We start from the raw sequence: 16,733 nt of genomic DNA, 5'->3' as shown, positions 1-16,733 counted from the left end.
ACCCCGCGGCTCCGGACCCCGCAACCGGAGCAACCGGCGCCGGATGGGGTTCCCGGCGCGGGCCTCGCGCGGGCAACCGGGACGTCATGGGGCCGGGCCACCCGATGTCCCGGTTCCCGCACGGCCGCTCCCGGCCGAGGTTCCGCCGAACGGGCACCCCGAGCGAACCGGCTCCAGGGGACCGCTCCTAGTCGTCGACGGAGGCAACCCGCCGCACGATCGCGTGCAGCAGACTGCTCACCACGGTCACGACGATCGCTCCCCAGAACGCCGCCCAGAAACCGTCCACGTGGAAGGGCAGGTCCAGCCTCGTGGCCACCCAACCGGTCAGCCAGAACAGCAACGCGTTCACCACGAGGCCGAACAGGCCGAGGGTGAGGATGTAGAGCACGCACCCCAGCGTTTTGGCCACGGGTTTGAGCACGGCGTTGACGATCCCGAACACCACGGCCACCACGAGCAGCGTCAGTGCCTGGTCGGCCACTCCCTCGGTGAGGTCTCCCGGCCCTCCGAGGGTGATGCCGGGAAGAGCGGTGGTCGCCCACACGGCCACCGCTGTGATCAGAATATGCACTACGAGTGCCACGATGCGTCCCTCCGCGGTCGCTGCCGTTTCCGCGGTGCTCACGCTACTTGCACTGATCGCACTCCGCGTAAGGACACGGTCTCCCGCACGGGCGGGTTACCACCCCCGTGGGCTTTTCCGGTGGGCAGCGCGGCGTTCTCGTCGAGCGCGATTTTTCGAGCGCGAAACGGGCGCGACCGCGCACAGGGACTGCCCAACTGCCGTACTCGTCGGTAACCTGTATGTGATCCGTCGAACCACCACGGGTGGTGGACACCACGCGAGAGCGGGACCGATCCCCGGCAGAGAGCGAGAGACATGCGCATCGGTATGCCGCTGAGTTTCAGCGGGGGCTTCAAGGAGACCGTCGACGAGCTCGTCGAGCACGAAAAAGCCGGGTTGGACATCGTCTACGTCCCCGAGGCGTACTCCTTCGACGCGGTCAGCCAGATGGGCTTCATCGCGGCTCGCACGCAACGACTGGAGATCGCCTCCGGCATCATGCAGATATACACCCGCACACCGACGCTGACGGCGATGACCGCGGCCGGGATGGACTACGTGTCCGACGGGCGGTTCACCCTGGGAATAGGCGCGTCGGGCCCGCAGGTGATCGAGGGGTTCCACGGGTTGCCCTACCGGGCTCCCCTCGGCCGCACCCGCGAGATCGTGGACATCTGCCGCAAGGTGTGGCGCAGGGAGAAGCTGACCCACGAGGGCAAGAACTACAACGTCCCCCTCCCGGAGGAAGAGGGCACCGGCCTCGGCAAGCCGCTCAAGCTCGTCAACCACCCGGTGCGGGAACGCATACCGATCATGATCGCCGCCATCGGCCCGAAGAACGTGGCCATGACCGCGGAGATCGCCGAGGCCTGGGAACCGATCTTCTACGTCCCCGAGAAGGCCCACGAGGTGTGGGGGGAGTCCCTGGCCGCGGGGAAGGCCAAGCGGGATCCCGCTCTCGGGGAGCTGGACACGGTGGTGCAGGCCCCGCTGGCCATCGGCGAGGACCTCGACGAGCTGCTCGACTCGATGCGCCCCATGCTCGCCCTCTACATCGGCGGCATGGGCGCCAAGGGCAAGAACTTCTACAACAACCTGGCCCGCCGCTACGGCTACGAGGAGGAGGCCGAGCGCATCCAGGACCTGTACCTCGACGGGAAGAAGGAGGAAGCCGCCGCGGCGGTTCCCCGGGAACTGCTGACCAAGACCTCGTTGATCGGCACCGAGGAGCACGTGCGCGAACGACTCGCCGCGTTCGCGGAGTCGGGCGTGACCACCCTCAACGTGACCCCGCTGGCTGGCTCCGCGGTCGAGCGGACGCGTCTGATCGAACGGGTGCGCGAACTCGCGGACTGACAGCTCGCGGCGGAGCTCCGCCCGGGTTGGCCGACGCCCGGGGTGCCGTGCGGTTCTCCGAACTCCCGGAGCACCGCACGGCCGGGACCGCTGCTCCTTTCAGCGGGAAGCCGGCCGACTCCCCGTCAGCCGCCGTTGAGTACCCGCACGGGGCTGCCCTGCAGGAAGCGGCGGATGTCCTCGACCGTCTCGGTGTAGAACGCCCGATAGGTGGTCTCGCTGACGTAGCCGATGTGCGGGGTGAGCACCGTGCGCGGAGCGCTGCGCCAGGGGTCGTCGGCGGGGAGCGGTTCACACCCGTACACGTCGATTCCCGCACCGCCTACGCGGCCCTCGTGCAGCGCGGCGATCAGCTCGGGCTCGTCCACGATCGGACCGCGGGAGGTGTTGATCAGGTAGCCCTCCGGACCCAAGGCGTCGATCTCCGCACGTCCGACCAGCCCTCGGGTGCGCTCGCTCAGCCGCATGTGGATCGTGACCACGTCGGAGGCCGTGAACAGCTCCCGCTTCCCGACGGCCCTGGCTCCGAACTCGCTCGCCCGCTCCTGCGTGAGGTTCTCGCTGAAGGCCAGCACCTCCATGCCGAAGGCGCGCCCGACGGTGGCGACCTGCCCACCGAGACGTCCCAGTCCGAGCACCCCGAGGGTCCGTCCCCCCAGGTCCACACCGATGGTGTGCTGCCACCCACCCGTGCGCACCGCGCGGTCCTCGCGCGGGATCCCGCGCGCCAACGCGAGGATCAGCCCCCAGGTGAGCTCCGCCGTGGGAGCCCAGTCGTCTCCCGCGGCGGAACCGTTGCCGGTCCCGCAAACGGTCACCCCGTTCTCGGCAGCCGCCTGCATGTCGATGGCCGCGTTTCCCATCCCGGTCGTGACCAGCAACCTCAATCTGGGAAGCGCTTCCAGGACCTCCCGGGGGAACGCGGTCCGCTCCCGCATGGCCGCCACGACGTCGAACCGCGCGAGCCTGCGCACCAGCTCGTCGCTGTCGGCGATGTGCTCGTCGAACACCACCACTTCGGTGCCCGCGGGCAGGCTCTCCCAGTCCCCGTAGTCGCGCGCGACGTTCTGGTAGTCGTCCAGCACCGCGACGGCGACGCCTGCCGCGTCCGAGGCGTGCGCTGCGTCCCGCTGCACGGCTTCCCCGGGGCCCTGTGCGCTTTCTCCCGGCATGGCACTCCCAGTCACTGCTCGGGTTTCGGTCAACGGCTGATCTCCTCCGGAGACGGCAGGTTACCCGCAGGGGGAAGTCCTTCGCGGCAGCACGTCCTGGATGGCGCGCGGGGCGGTCAGCGGCGAGCTTCGGTGAGACCGGTTCACTTCGCGCTCCGGCCCGGAGATACTTGGGTGCGTGACCACAACGACGCTGTTTCACCTGCTGCCGTTGCGGGAGTACCGCGCGGAGAGCACGAGCCCGATCACGGCCGACTCGCTGGAGCACGAGGGGTTCGTGCACTGCTCCCCTGACCCGGAGACCACACTGGCCGTGGCCAACGGGATGTACCGCTCCGCCCGGGAGCAGCTGGTGCTGCTCGAGCTGGACGCCGCCGAGCTGTCCAGTCCCGTCCGCTGGGAAGCCCCCACGCCGCACCCGCCGGAAGGGGTGGATCCGCAGACCCCGTTCCCGCACGTCTACGGCCCGTTGGACCGCGCCGCCGTTCGCGGTGTCCGCTACGCGCGCCGCGACGTGCACGGCGAGTTCGTGGCTTTCGAGACCCGCCCGGCGACCGCGCGGCACCTCGACCTGCTCCCGCACCCCGAGGGCGGCTGGTACCGCCGCACCTGGACCTGCGCCGAGCGGGCACTGCTCACCGACCGCGGCGAACGCCCGAGTGCCACCTCGATCTACTACCTGCTCGCTCCCGGTGAGCACTCACGCTGGCACTCGGTGCGCTCGGACGAGCTGTGGATGTGGCACAGCGGGAGCCCGCTGGTGCTGTCCACGGCCGGGCGGGATGCGCGACCGGCCGACTCGCGGGCGGAGGCGGTCACGCTGGGCCCGGACCTCCACGCGGGGCACAGTCCCCAGTTCCTGATTCCCGCCGGGACCTGGCAGTGCGCCGAGCCCGCGAGCTCAGCGGAGGAGACCCTGGTCAGCTGTGTCGTCTCCCCCGGATTCGACTTCGCCGACTTCGAAGTCTCCCCCTGAGCGGGATCCCGGTAGCGGCACCGGTCACCGCCTCGCGCGCACCGGTGACCGGACCGCCCGCTGAGTGAGCACGCAGACCAGGACCACGGCCACGCAGGCCCCGGACCACGCCAGTCCGCGAACGTCGTCGGTGGGCGCACTCGTCGACCTTCCCGCCGCAGCTCTGCCGGTTCGGCGCACCGCCGCCGACAGCGGCGGCCCCGCGCGTTCACCGCTCGGCTCGGGCGGGACCGATCCGGAACCGACCGGCTCGGAGGAGCAGGACTCGGGTTCGCTCCCGGCCGCGGCGGGCGGTCTGTCCGCGGTGGGGATCTCGCCCACCCGCGTGGGGGTGAACGGAACGGTTCCCACCCACCGCTGCTCCACCCAGCTCATCGCCACCAGCGCGGTCACGATCGAGCTCGTGGTCCCCGTGGCCACCATCACGAAGACGGCAAGACTGTTCACCAGCAATCCCCCCGGACGTCCCGAAGCAAAGGGGCCACCCACGAACGCACGTTTCGCGGCTCACCGAAAAGCGGGAAACCGGTTGCGCGACATCGTGCTTCGGAAAGCGCATCGACCTGTCGACCACGGTAGGGACGAACGCGGAGTGATGTCGGAAAACCCTCCGAGAGGTCCCCTGAAAGAGGGATACCGGGCATCGCAGGTGGCAGCACCGCCCGAGGCGGCCACTTACGGGCAAGAAAGCGACCGCCGCTGCGAAGCTCATGAGTGGTTCCGGGGCCACTCACCGGGAAGGACCACCGCGGCGCGCCCCAACCGAGCGGAGACCCCTCCGGAGCCTACGCTCCGGTCAGGACTCAGCGGCGGAAACGCCGTGATCCACCGGTTTCTCGACCGAGCGGTTCCGAGCCGAACGCCGAGCCGCCTCGATGATCGCCAGCCCGCGCGCGGCGTCCTCGACGGCCACGGGAGCCGCGCTCCCGCTCTCCAGCGCGGAGGCGACCCCGGCGTAGAAGTCCTGATAACGCCCCGGTTCGCTCGGCAGGGAACGCGTTTCGGAGCCCACCCCGACCACGGCCCGGGTCTCCGCGGGCTCGACCCCCCAACCGGGGTCGCCCGGCAACCCTCCGGCGCGCAGCGCCGCTTCCTGCGGATCCGTTCCGTACTTGGTGAACGCGCCCCGGTCGCCGAGCACGCGGAAGCGGGGACCGTACTGGGCGGCCAGCTTGCCCGTCCAGAGATGGCTGATCACACCGTTGGAGTGCTCGAGCGCCACGAAGGTGTCGTCGTCGGCCTCCACACCGGAGCGCAGCGTCCTCATCTCCGCGTACACCGACTCCACCCCGCCGAACAGCTGAGTCGCCTGGTCGATGAGATGGCTGCCGAGGTCGTAGAGCACCCCGGCCGCGTCCTCGGGACCACCGCTGTCCCTCCAGGAGTCCTTGGGCGTGGGGACCCAGCGCTCGAACCGGGACTCGAAGCGGTGCACCTCGCCGAGCTCGCCCGCTTCGAGGGCCCCGCCCAGGGTGAGCATGTCGCTGTCCCAGCGCCGGTTCTGGAAAACCGTGAGCAGCACCCCGCGTTCGCGGGCGAGGACGATCAGCTCCCGAGCCTGTTCGAGGCTCGGGGTCAGCGGCTTGTCCACCACCACGGGCAACCCCGCCTCGATCGCGCGCCGCGCCAGCTCGGCGTGGCTGCTGTTCGGAGTGGCCACGACCACCAGATCCAACTCCGCGGCGCGCTCGAAGAGCTGCTCGGCCCGCGCGTGCACCCGCGCGTCCGGGTGATCCCGCCTCACCTGCTCGGCGCGCTGCGCGCTGCCGGTCACCACCGCTTCCAGCCGCGTACGCGGTTCCGCCTCGATCAACGGCGCGTGGAACGCCGCACCGGCCAAGCCGTAGCCCAGCAGGCCAACACGCAACTGCCCCGAGGAATCCATGCCCTCATTACATCAACGGCCTCGGCCACCGGATCGGGCGGTGACCGAGTCGCGACGAGCCGCGCTCCTCCGCGGAGCGCACCAGCCCGGAAAGCCCGCGCGAAGCTCCCCGGAAGCCGGGTGACCGCGCGCAACCGACCACTACGAGCTCAGGCGCTCTTGCCCCTGGGAGTGCGCACGGCCGCTCCCGCCCCATCGGACGATTCGCCCGCGGCGCCGTCCCTGCCGGGGCAGACCAGCCCGGTCTCGTACGCGGTGATCACCAGCTGGGTGCGGGAGCTGAGACCGAGCTTCCGCATCACGTGGTAGACGTGCGACTTCACCGTCAGCTCGGCCAACCCCAGGTTGGCGGCGACGTCGGCGTTGGAACCGCCTCGGGCGACCTCGAGCAGCACGTCCCGCTCACGGCCGGTGAGCGCGGCCAGCTCGCTGGAGGCCTCGCGCACCTCGAGAGAGGCGAACCTGTGCAGCAGGCGGCGCGTCACGCTGGGGGCCAGCAGGGCCTCCCCCGCCGCGACGGTGCGCACCGCTCGGACGAGTTCCTCCGGGGGCGCGTCCTTGAGCAGGAAGCCGCTCGCTCCGGCGCGCAGCGCCGAGTAAACGTATTCATCGAGGTCGTAGACGGTCAGCATGATGACGGCCGTGCTGCCGCCGGTGCTGTCGATGATCTCGCGAGCGGCGGCGATGCCGTCCAGCCCGGGCATCCGCACGTCCATGAGGACGACATCGGGTCTGCGCCGCCGCACGGCCGCCACCGCGGCCTGACCGTCGTCGGCCTCGGCCAGCACACGCAGGTCCGGCTCGGCTGACAGCAGGGCCACCAGACCGCCACGAATCATCGCCTGGTCATCGGCGACCAGCACGTCCGTGCTCGACTCCGTCATCGCCAGCGGACCTCCTCAGGCTCACCTCGGGCCCGAAGTTTCGGGGCAAGGTAGCACGGCCGACAAATGAAACCCGTTCGGAACAGGGTGTGCGGTAAGCGTCCCTCCGAGCAACGACACGCGCTCGCGGAGACCGATCAGACCGTGCCCGGCCGCACCGTGGTGCTCCTCCGCGACGTTCTCGCCCGCACCCTCCGCACGGCTCCCCGAGAGAGCCCCGTCGCCGACGACGAGCGGCTCGGTGGCGTGGTTGCTCACCTCGATCGCCAGCTGGTCCCGCTGGTACTTCACCAGCACCCGCGCGTAACCGGACCCGGCGTGCTTGAGCACGTTGGTCACCGCTTCCTGGACGATCCGGTAAGCCGTCATCTCGATTCCCGGCCCCAGGTCCCGCGCTTGGCCGCAACGTTCCAGGCGCCAGGCGACCCCCGTTCCGCGCACCGAGTCGATCAGTTCGTCCAACCGGGCCAGTCCGGGGGAGGGTCGTCGCTCGGCCCGCTCCGGTTCCCCGGAAGCAGGACCGTCCACTTCGTCTTGATCAGTACCGGTGCGCAGCGCGCCCAGCAGCTGACGCATCTGCTCCAACGAGGAACGCGAGACCCGCTCCAGCTCCCGCAGGGTCTCCCGCGCGTGTTCGCGATCCTCGTCCACGAGCGAACGCGCCACCCCCGCCCGCAGGGCGACCACGGAAAGGTTGTGCGAGACGATGTCGTGGAACTCCCTGGCGATCCGGGCCCGTTCGACGGTCGCCGCCTCCTCGGCGAGCTGGCCCCGCGCCTCGTCGAGCAGCTGCACGGCCTGCTCCAGCTGAGCGGCCTGCCTCCGCTTGACCCGCATCGACCAGCCCCACCCCAGCACCAGGACCAGGTTGGCCAGTGCTCCGGTGAGCATCACCGTTCCCGCGCCCACCGACATCAGCGGCAGCTTGCTCACCGGCCAGGCCATGGCCGCCGTCCCCGCACCCAGCGTGGCCGGGAGTCCACCGCGGACGCAGACCGAGTAGACGCTGGCCAGCACGGCCAGGTTCAACGACCCGACCGGCTCGTCGAGCCAGGTCAACAGGATGATCACTGCCAGGAGCACGCTCAGGCTCACCCAGGGCAGGTGACGCCGCAGCAGCAGGGACCCGAACGCGGGCATGCTGAGCAGCACCGACCACCACCAGAACGGCTCCCTCGGGTGGGGCGAGAGCAGCATCACGAGCACGTGGCAGCCCGCCAGCACCAGCACGAGCCCCACGTCGAGCGAGGCACCGCGCCGCGAGGGCTTTCCGCGAGCTCCCGGCGCCGTTCCGGACGCACCGACGGTCCCACCGCGCAACAACCCCATCGGCACCGCTTCCGATCCGCACCTTCGCCTTCGATTCCCCGGGCGTTTCCCGGCACGGACGGGAAACGAGCGGAAGACCCCCGCACCGCGTCCCCGTAAACCTCCCGCGAGCACGACCCGTTCGGACCAATCGGGACGGGGCGCGCATCCGGCGAGATCACCGCCGATACCGGCCACTTCAGGCAAAAGTAGCAATGATCACCCGTCCGGAGGTGACACGGATATTACGCAGCGGATCAGCGAGGCGACTTCCCGACGAACCGGAAGCCCAAAAGGACAAAAGTGACGCACGCCATCTCCGCACCGCCCCGAAGTTGAAGTACGATCAGTCACAAGATGACTACTTTGTGAATTCGAACCGGCGAACCACTTGCACGGCAGGCGAGCAGTGTCGGACGTTTCCGGCCCAACCTTCGTGAAGTGACCACTGCGGAGGGGCGGCGGAGCAGTTCCGCGGAGGCTCCCTCCGCAACCGAGGTCACCCCGGGTGCGGCTCCACGGCGCGATTCGGAGAAACAGGCGGAATGACCACGGAAAATCCAGGCCACGAGCGCGAAATGGACCTGACGCGTCCGTGCGCGGCGCGCATCGCCGACGCCTTCCTCGGAGGCTGTCACAACTTCGGGGCCGAGCGGGGCTTCGTGGAGCGGGCCGAACTGGAGCTGCCCGGAATCACCGGGACCTTCCGGAGAAGCAGGGACTTCCTCCGCCGCGCCGTCGACCACGCGCTCTCCTGCGGGATCCGGCAGTTCATCGACCTCGGTTCCGGACTGCCGACGGTGGGCCACATCCACGAGATAGCGAACAGGATCACCCGGGACCACCGGGTGGTCTACGTGGACAACGAACCGTTGACGGCCAGGCACGGAGCACGCCTGCTCGCCGGACAACCACGGGCGGCCCTGCTGCACGAGGACTGCCGTGACGCGGAAGCCGTGCTGAACTCGCCCGAACTGCGCCGGCTCATCGACCCGGACGAGCCCATCGCGCTGGTGCTGTCCGGCACGCTGCACTTCCTGCCGGACAGCGCCGAGGCACGCGCGGTCGTCGACACCTACCGCGACGCCGTTCCAGCGGGCAGCCACCTGGTCCTGGGGCACTTCACCGACAGCCTCGCCCCCGAGAGCGCACGAGCGCTGCGCCGACTCTACGCGGAGAGCAGCGACCCGCTGTTCACCCGCGGAACCGACTGGATCGAGACCCTGTTCGGCGACTTCGAGCAGCTCAGGCCGGGAACAGGACTGCTGGCCTCGTGGCGCCCCGACCCTCGCTCCGGACCGGATGACGAGGAGGAACACCCGGTCCTCTACGGAGGTGTAGCACGCAAGAGGGTCCGCTCGACCCGCTTCCGGAGCGGCTCGTTCTCAGCCGGAGCGCTGCGCCGCGACGCTCCTGCTGGCGAGCCACAGCAGCACGCCCCCGAGCACGGCGACACCACCAGCGGCCATCCACGCCGCGGACAGACCCGCGTGGGAGGCCAGCACCCCGAACAGCAGCGGGCCGCTGCTACCACCGACGTACACCCCGGTCTGGCTGATCGAGGTGGCCCCGGCCACACGATCGGGATACAGCGCGGCCACGGCGAAGTTGAGCAACCCCGGCCAGGCCCATCCCGCTCCGAAACCGATCACGGCTCCCACCGGGAAGACGAGCGGAACCGACAACGCCATGAGAGCGAATCCCGCGGAGCCGACCAGCAGCATCAACGTGATCATCACGATCGGATCGGGATTTCTGCGGTCGGTCAGCACCCCGACCGCCAGCCGCATGCACAGCCCCACTGCCGACCCCACGACCAGCACCATCCCGGCGGAAGCCTGGGTGAACCCCACGTGCACACCCGTCGTTGTCACGAAGGAGCCCAGTGAGTTGGCCGCCGCCGAGCCGAGCCCGGCGGCCGCCGCGATCAGCAGCAGCACTCCCCTCCCCGGCGACGCCCCTCGTTCCTCGGTGGAGGTGGGACCGGCGGACTGCTCCGCGCGCACCCGCACCGGTGACAGCAGCACGACGCACACCCCGGCGAACGCCGCCATCGCGAACGCCCAGCGCCAGCCGAGCGTCAGTGCGACGGTCGGCACGGCCACCCCGGACAGGAGGGTGGCCGTGGGGATCGCGGCCTGCTTGACCCCGAAGGCCGTGGCCCGGTGACGCAGCGGCACGCACCGGGCGATCAACGAGTTCGAGGCGGGCTGCCCGAGCGCGTTCGGCACTCCCGCGAGCCACAGCACCGCCAACAGCCAGAACCAGTTCGGCGCCACGGCCGTCCCCACCAGGCACAGCGAGCTGCCCGTGGCAGCCACCCGCAGCGAGGTGACCGTCCCGATCCGTTCGGCCACCCATCCCATGGGGCGGGAGAACAGGGCCGCGACCGCGAAGAACCCCGCCACCCCCAGGCCGAGCACGGCAGGGCCGAAGTCCAGCCCCTCCTGCAGCTGCACGCCGAGTCCACCGACCAGGAAGACCGGGAGTATGCCGATGGTGACCACTCCCGACACCGCCGGAACCACGCGTCCCGGGCCGTAAGCGGTACGCGGTCGCACGCTCACGGGAACTCTGGCCATCACCGCACCTGCCGTTCGGTCGACTTCGGGGCCCACCGCGTCATAGCACCCGAAGGGCCACCTCCGAACGGCTCAGTGACCGATCCCTCGAACATCGGAGTGTCAGCTCGGCCACGGCGAGTACCGCGCGGCGCGACCGCCGCCGGGCGAGCTAGTCGCGGAAGGCGTCCACACCGGTCAGTGCCGACCCGATGGTCAGCGCGTGCATCTCGGAGGTGCCCTCGTAGGTGAGCACGGACTCCAGATTGGTCATGTGGCGCATGATCGGGTACTCCATCGAGATGCCGTTGGCGCCAAGCAGGGTCCTCGAGGTGCGCGCGACCTCGAGAGCACCGCGCACGTTGTCCAGCTTGCCGAAGCTGACCTGCTGGGGCAGCAGCGTCCCCGCGTCCTTGCGCCGACCGAGGTGCAGCGCGAGCAGACGTCCGTTCTGCACCCGCACGGCCATGTCGGCGAGCTTGGACTGCGTCAGCTGGTGCCCAGCCAGGGGCTTGCCGAACTGCTCGCGGGTGGTCGAGTACTCCAGCGCCGTTTCCAGGCAGCTGCGCCCCGCTCCGCAGGCCCCCCACACGATTCCGTAGCGGGCCTCGTTCAAGCAGCTCAGCGGCCCGCGCAATCCCACGGCCTCCGGCAGCACCGCCTCGGCGGGCAGCCGGACCTCGTCGAGCACCAGCTCGCTGGTCACCGAGGCGCGCAGGGACAGCTTGTGCTCGATCTCCGGTGCCGCGAACCCCGGAGTGTCGGTCGGGACCACGAAACCGCGCACGCCCTCCTCGGTCTGGGCCCACACCACGGCCACATCGGCGATGCTGCCGTTGGTGATCCACATCTTGCGTCCGTTGAGCACCCAGTCCGAGCCGTCCCTGCGCGCCGAGGTCCGCATCGAGGACGGGTCCGAGCCGTGATCCGGCTCGGTCAGCCCGAAGCAGCCGATCGACTCTCCCGCGGCCATGCTCGGCAGCCAGTGCTGCTTCTGCTCCTCCGAACCCCAGCGCCACATCGCGAACATGGCCAGCGACCCCTGCACCGAGACCAGCGAGCGCAGCCCGGAGTCGCAGGCCTCGAGTTCCTCGCAGACCACCCCGTAGTCCACTGCGGACATCCCCGCGCACCCGTACCCGTCCAGGTGCATACCGAGCACGCCGAGCTCACCCAGCTCGCGAGCCAGCTCACGGGCACGGGGAAATTCGCCGCGTTCGAACCACTCGGCCACGTGCGGCCGCACGCGATCCCGGCACAGCGCGCGCACGCTGTCCCGGACGGCCAGTTGCTCGGAGCTGAGCTCGTCGTCGATCCCGATCGGGTCGCGCGGATCGAAGGCGGGGCGCTTTCCGGAGTTCATCTGCTCCATCCTCCAAGAACGAGATCAGGAGATTCGGCCGTTCGGCCCGTTCCCGGACACGTCGGAAACCCGCGTTTCCGGCTCGGGGCCGCCGAGGGGGTGGGAGTACGGACGGGACAGCCAGTCGAGCACCTCGACGGTGTGCTCGCCCAGCGCGGGCGGAGCGGTCGGAAGGGTCCGCGCCGCTCCGGGGAGGTCGACCGGAAAACGCATCCCCGGTGTTCCACCGCCGGAGGGGGTGACCGTCGGGTCGAGGCCGAGCGACTCCGCGTACCGCACGGCTCCGGCGAGGTCGTTGACCTGACCGCAGGCTATGCCCACTCTTCGCAGCCGTTGCTGCCACGCCGCGGCCGGTCTGGCGCCGAGCACGTTCTCCAGTTCCGCGACGAGCGCCTCCCTGTTGCGCACCCGGTCGGCGTTCGTCGCGAACCGCGTGTCATCGGCCATGCCGACCAGCCCGAGGGTCTCCGTGAGCCTGCGGAACTGCTCGTCATTGCCCACCGCGACGGCCAGCAGGGTGTCCTCGCAGCGCAGGGTCTCGTACGGGGCGATGCTCGGGTGCCGGTTGCCCATGCGTTCGGGGCTCTCTCCGGTGGCCAGGAAACTTCCGGCCTGATTGACCAGACCGGACAGCAGGCTGGAAAGCAGGTTGACCTCGATGTGCTGGCCCCGGCCGGTCGACTCCCGCTGCCGCAGCGCGGCCATGATCCCCAGCGCCGCGTCCTTGCCGGTGAGCACGTCGACGACGGCCACTCCCACCTTGGTCGGCGGACCGCCCGGATCGCCGGTGATGCTCATCAGACCGCCCACCGCCTGCACCACGAAGTCGTACCCGGCCAGGTCCGCACCCTCGGCACTGCCGAAGCCGGAGATCGAGACGTAGAGCAGGCCGGGGTTGTCGACGCTGAGCGCGGGGTAGTCCAGCCCGAAGCGCTTCAGCGCCCCCGGCTTGTGGTTCTCCACCAGGACGTCCGCCCTGTTGGCGAGCTCGACCGCTGCGGCGCGGTCCTCCTCGACGGTCAGGTCCAGGGTGACGCTGCGCTTGCCCCTGTTCAGCGATTCGAAGTACGCGGAGCTCCCCTCCGTCCACGGAGGACCCCAGGCTCGGGTGTCGTCCCCGGTTTCCGGACGTTCCACCTTGACGACGGTGGCCCCGAGATCAGCGAGCATCATCGTCGCGTAGGGCCCCGCGAGCACCCGGCTGAAGTCGGCGACCAGCACCCCCTCCAGCGGCAGTGTCCGCGTCATTCGGCTCCAACCTTTCCGCACTCGTCGACCGGGCTGGACGGCTTGCATCGACGCAAAGTTGGATCCAATATACAGTCGGGCAGTCATCGGTCAACCCGGACGAAACATGCGCGGAGCCACCCAGCTCGACCGCATCGGTCAAGTTCCGGGAACAGGGCTTCGGGATGTCCGGTTCCGGGGATCGACCCGTGTCGACGCCGACTCACGAGGATCCGATGTCCCGACCGCCTACCACCCAGCAGTTCGTCCTGGCCGAACTGCGCAGGGCGATCCTTGCGCGCGAGCTCCTGCCCAACCAGCCCATAAGACAGGACAGCGTGGCCCGTGGTCTCGGAGTCAGCCGCGTACCGCTCCGGGAGGCGCTGAAGATCCTCGAGGCCGAGGGGCAGGTGGTGTACCGCCCGCACCGCGGCTACACGGTGGCCGAGCTCTCGCTGCCCGACCTGCTGGAGGTCTACCGGTTGCGCGAGCTGCTGGAGTCCGAGGCCGTCACCCTGGCGGTGGATCACTACGGAGCGGCGGAGTTGGAGCGCGTCAAGCGGGAGCACCGCGCGGTGGTCGACGCGGCCGAGCGCGACGACCTGGTCGAGATGATCGCGGCCAACCGCAGGTTCCACTTCGCCCTGCTGGAGCCCGCCGGGATGCCGCGGTTCATGCGCGTGATCCGCACGCTGTGGGACGCCACCGACGCCTACCGCGCCGTGTACTACAACTCCGCGGACAACCGCTCCAGGGTGCTCGACGAGCACGAGGCGATCGTGCGGGCCGCACGCGAGTACGACGGCGCCGAACTCGTCCGGTTGTTGCGCGCGCACCGGCAGCACGCCGTGGAATCGCTGCGGGAGACGGTCGACACCGGAGATTCCTCCGGGTGGAGCTCCGGCGGGAGCAGCGGAGCGGATCCCCGAGCGGAGTCGTGAGCACGACGCCGCCCGGGCGCCATCCGGCTTCGCTCCCTGTGGACAGCTCCCAGTTGCAGGCAAAACTGGAATCCCGGGCCCACCGGGGAGGGCACCGCGGAAACCGCGGCTCAGGAGTAGTCGTAGAAGCCCCTGCCCGACTTCTTGCCGTACAACCCCGCGTCGACCATCCGGCGCAGCAGCGGCGGCGCCGCGTGGCTCGGATCCCTGTACTCGGCGTACATCGAGTCGGCGATGGCGACAACCGTGTCCAGCCCGACCATGTCGGCCAGGGTCAACGGCCCCATCGGGTGAGCGCACCCCAGCACCATGCCGTTGTCGATGTCCTCGGCCGAGGCGAAACCGCTCTCGAACATCCTCACGGCCGAGAGCAGGTACGGAACCAGCAGGGCGTTGACCACGAAACCGGCCCGGTCCTGCGCGCGGATCGCCTGCTTGCCCAGCTGATCGACCGCGAACGCCGCGGCCCGATCCACCGTGCTCTCCTCGGTCACCAGCGCGGGAACCAGCTCGACCAGCTTCAGCACCGGCACCGGGTTGAAGAAGTGGATGCCGAGCACCTTGCCCGGCCGCTCGGTGGCAGCGGCCAACTGCGCGATCGGGATCGAGGAGGTGTTCGAGGCCAGGATCGCCTCCCGGTCGGTGACCACCCGGTCCAGCTCGCCGAACACCGCGCTCTTGACCTCGGGGTTCTCCGCCACCGCCTCGACGACCAGCTGTCGGTCCGCGTGCTCGCCCAGGCTCGTGGCGAACCGCAGCCGCCCGAGAGCCGCGTCCCGCTCGGTCTCCTCCAGCTTGCCGTTGCGCACGGCGCGGTCCAGCGACTTCCGGATTCGCGAACTCGCCGCCTCCGCGGCCGAATCGTCCACCTCGGAAACCACCACGTCGAGCCCGGCACGGGCGCCCACCTCGGCGATGCCGGCCCCCATCAGGCCGCCGCCCACGACCCCCAGTCGTTGGATCTGCTCCACCACTCGCGTCCCTTCGACTCGAAGAACGGCGGGCAACGAGGACAACCCCGCTGACCGCCGACTGCCACGGATCCAAAGATTACCGTTCGGTAACCATACTGGCCGCCATTGTGCCCGCGACAGCAAGACGGGAAACGGCAAGGTCCGCCGGAGCGTCCGGAGAACGCGCGCAGGCACGCCGCCGCGCGAGCCTCCCCCAGGACGAGCGCTCAGGACGACGTGGCGGAGGGTTCGAACAGGTAGTGGGCGAACCACGCCCGCGCGGCCTGGCCCACCTGTTCCAACGCCCCCGCCTCCTCGAACAGGTGCGTCGCCCCGGGAACCCGGTGAACCTCCTGCTCGGCCGGGATTCTCCGGGCGACGTTCTCGTTGAGCTGCAACACCTCGCTGTCTCGCTCACCGACGATCAACAAGGTGGGCGCGTGCACGTCTTCCGGCCGCTCCGGCGCGAGATCGGGACGGCCACCGCGCGAAACCACCGCCCGGGCCGCCCGCGGACGACGCGCGACGGCCCCGAGCGCGGCGGCAGCCCCGGTGCTCGCACCGAACAGCCCCACCCTGCGCGTGTTCAGATCGGCGCGTTCGGACACCCAGTCGAGCACCCCCAGCACGCGATCGGTCAGCAGCTCGATGTCGAAGCGTAGCCTGCCCGTCCGCTCGTCCGAGGTGTGCTCGGTCGGAGTGAGCAGATCCATCAGGAGCGTGGCGAACCCGGCCCGGTTCAGCCCGGTCGCCACGGCCCTGTTCCGCGGGCTGTGCCGCGAGGAACCGCTGCCGTGGACGAACACGACCAGTCCGTCACGATTGTCGAGTCCGGCCAGATCTCCGCCGAGCCGCTCACCGGAGGCGTTCCCGCTCGCGGGCAGCAGGACCTCCCCCTCGGCGGCCCCCGCCTCGTGATTCCCTCGTTCAGCGCCCACTGTCCTCAACCCGTTCGGCGTCTTCCTCCGGGTTCTCGTCCACGACCCGGGACTCGTCCGCCTCGAACCCCTCGACCGAGGAAGCGCTCCTTCCGGTCTCCTCGGTCTGCTCCGCCCCGACGACCGTGCTGTGCTCCGCGGCCACCGGTTGGTCGGCGTACTCGTCGGCGTCCGCCCCGTCGGCCACTTCGGCGGAGGCCCGCTCGTCGACCGACTCGTCCAGATCGATCGTCCTGGTCTCACCCACCGACCTGGTGTCCTCCTCCGCGGTGACGTCCGGACGTTGCTGCGCCAGGCGCTCGTCCAGATCGTCGGCCTCGAACTGATCACTCGGCGTCGGAGGGTCCCTGCTCACCGACGACCAGCGCTGCGGCGGTTCCATACCGCCCTCCAGCGGGTCGGTGTCCAGTTCGTCCTCGTCCAGATCGCCCGCCGACTGAAGCTCGGCAGGGTCCCTGGTGCCTCCCTCGTCCTGAACCTCGTCCGCCGAGGGAGTCTCCGCGTCGTACGGATCCGACATGCTCACTCCTTCTCGTCGGGACTCCACGTACCATCCGCACCCGGCCGATTACCCGAGAATCACCGAGTCAAACCAGCCGCT

General features: G+C 70.0%; 14 protein-coding genes and 2 pseudogenes. 4 read left to right on the top strand and 12 right to left on the bottom strand.

The genetic code is table 11. The features are described from left to right. Window positions 1–187: 187 nt before the first annotated feature. A complete protein-coding gene (locus tag G9Q41_RS10430) occupies window positions 188–586 on the bottom strand; it encodes a phage holin family protein (protein ID WP_092522465.1) in 399 nt (132 codons plus the stop codon). A gap of 291 nt (window positions 587–877) precedes the next feature. Here G9Q41_RS10430 and G9Q41_RS10425 point away from each other — a divergent pair. Further along, window positions 878–1,924 (top strand): annotated as a pseudogene (locus tag G9Q41_RS10425) (LLM class F420-dependent oxidoreductase); the annotation flags it as partial. Window positions 1,925–2,049: 125 nt separating this feature from the next. Here the strand turns inward: G9Q41_RS10425 and G9Q41_RS10420 are convergent. After that, complete coding sequence (locus G9Q41_RS10420) at window positions 2,050–3,096, bottom strand: D-2-hydroxyacid dehydrogenase family protein (protein WP_165632651.1); 1,047 nt, start codon at window positions 3,094–3,096, stop codon at window positions 2,050–2,052. A gap of 178 nt (window positions 3,097–3,274) precedes the next feature. Between G9Q41_RS10420 and G9Q41_RS10415 the strand changes: the two genes are divergently transcribed. Then, the gene (locus G9Q41_RS10415; RefSeq protein WP_165632652.1) at window positions 3,275–4,072 is read left to right on the top strand and encodes a cupin domain-containing protein; all 798 of its coding nucleotides are present in this window, start codon (window positions 3,275–3,277) and stop codon (window positions 4,070–4,072) included. A gap of 24 nt (window positions 4,073–4,096) precedes the next feature. On the opposite strand, the gene G9Q41_RS10410 is transcribed toward G9Q41_RS10415, so the two are convergent. From G9Q41_RS10410 to G9Q41_RS10395, 4 genes are all read right to left on the bottom strand, one after another. Further along, window positions 4,097–4,519 (bottom strand): hypothetical protein, encoded by a 423-nt coding sequence (locus G9Q41_RS10410; protein ID WP_165632653.1) that lies wholly within the window; start codon window positions 4,517–4,519, stop codon window positions 4,097–4,099. A 349-nt stretch (window positions 4,520–4,868) separates the two neighbouring features. Continuing rightward, window positions 4,869–5,957, bottom strand: a complete 1,089-nt coding sequence (locus G9Q41_RS10405; protein ID WP_165632654.1) for a Gfo/Idh/MocA family oxidoreductase — start codon at window positions 5,955–5,957, stop codon at window positions 4,869–4,871. Window positions 5,958–6,106: 149 nt separating this feature from the next. After that, on the bottom strand, window positions 6,107–6,841 hold the full coding sequence (locus tag G9Q41_RS10400) for a response regulator transcription factor (RefSeq protein ID WP_165632655.1): 735 nt from the start codon (window positions 6,839–6,841) through the stop codon (window positions 6,107–6,109). Between the two features lie 21 nt (window positions 6,842–6,862). After that, complete coding sequence (locus tag G9Q41_RS10395) at window positions 6,863–8,170, bottom strand: sensor histidine kinase (RefSeq protein WP_165632765.1); 1,308 nt, start codon at window positions 8,168–8,170, stop codon at window positions 6,863–6,865. A gap of 524 nt (window positions 8,171–8,694) precedes the next feature. On the opposite strand from G9Q41_RS10395, the pseudogene G9Q41_RS21500 reads away from it, so the two are divergent. Beyond that, window positions 8,695–9,438 (top strand): annotated as a pseudogene (locus G9Q41_RS21500) (SAM-dependent methyltransferase); the annotation flags it as partial. Between the two features lie 96 nt (window positions 9,439–9,534). On the opposite strand, the gene G9Q41_RS21495 reads toward G9Q41_RS21500, so the two are convergent. The 3 genes from G9Q41_RS21495 to G9Q41_RS10375 form a co-directional block, all read right to left on the bottom strand. Beyond that, window positions 9,535–10,731, bottom strand: coding sequence for an MFS transporter (locus G9Q41_RS21495; RefSeq protein WP_207630942.1), 1,197 nt, complete (start codon window positions 10,729–10,731; stop codon window positions 9,535–9,537). 151 nt (window positions 10,732–10,882) lie between these two features. Further along, on the bottom strand, window positions 10,883–12,073 hold the full coding sequence (locus tag G9Q41_RS10380) for an acyl-CoA dehydrogenase family protein (RefSeq protein ID WP_165632658.1): 1,191 nt from the start codon (window positions 12,071–12,073) through the stop codon (window positions 10,883–10,885). Between the two features lie 24 nt (window positions 12,074–12,097). Beyond that, window positions 12,098–13,321, bottom strand: coding sequence for a CoA transferase (locus G9Q41_RS10375; RefSeq protein ID WP_165632659.1), 1,224 nt, complete (start codon window positions 13,319–13,321; stop codon window positions 12,098–12,100). A 215-nt stretch (window positions 13,322–13,536) separates the two neighbouring features. Between G9Q41_RS10375 and G9Q41_RS10370 the strand changes: the two genes are divergently transcribed. After that, on the top strand, window positions 13,537–14,241 hold the full coding sequence (locus G9Q41_RS10370) for a GntR family transcriptional regulator (RefSeq protein ID WP_165632660.1): 705 nt from the start codon (window positions 13,537–13,539) through the stop codon (window positions 14,239–14,241). Window positions 14,242–14,351: 110 nt separating this feature from the next. Here the strand turns inward: G9Q41_RS10370 and G9Q41_RS10365 are convergent, their stop codons facing one another. The 3 genes from G9Q41_RS10365 to G9Q41_RS10355 all read right to left on the bottom strand — a co-directional run bounded on the left by G9Q41_RS10365 (window position 14,352) and on the right by G9Q41_RS10355 (window position 16,652). After that, entirely contained in the window at window positions 14,352–15,212 is an 861-nt protein-coding gene (locus tag G9Q41_RS10365; protein ID WP_165632766.1) for a 3-hydroxybutyryl-CoA dehydrogenase, read from the bottom strand. A 209-nt stretch (window positions 15,213–15,421) separates the two neighbouring features. Then, on the bottom strand, window positions 15,422–16,132 hold the full coding sequence (locus G9Q41_RS10360; RefSeq protein WP_347567526.1) for an alpha/beta fold hydrolase: 711 nt from the start codon (window positions 16,130–16,132) through the stop codon (window positions 15,422–15,424). Beyond that, window positions 16,122–16,652 (bottom strand): hypothetical protein, encoded by a 531-nt coding sequence (locus G9Q41_RS10355; RefSeq protein ID WP_207630945.1) that lies wholly within the window; start codon window positions 16,650–16,652, stop codon window positions 16,122–16,124. The genes G9Q41_RS10360 and G9Q41_RS10355 overlap by 11 nt, the downstream gene beginning before the upstream one ends. Window positions 16,653–16,733 lie beyond the last annotated feature (81 nt).

Source organism: Actinopolyspora sp. BKK2, from assembly GCF_011291845.1.
GTDB lineage: Bacteria > Actinomycetota > Actinomycetes > Mycobacteriales > Pseudonocardiaceae > Actinopolyspora > Actinopolyspora saharensis.
The sequence above is the reverse complement of the archived record's forward strand: the minus strand, read 5'-3'. Positions and strand labels throughout refer to the sequence as shown.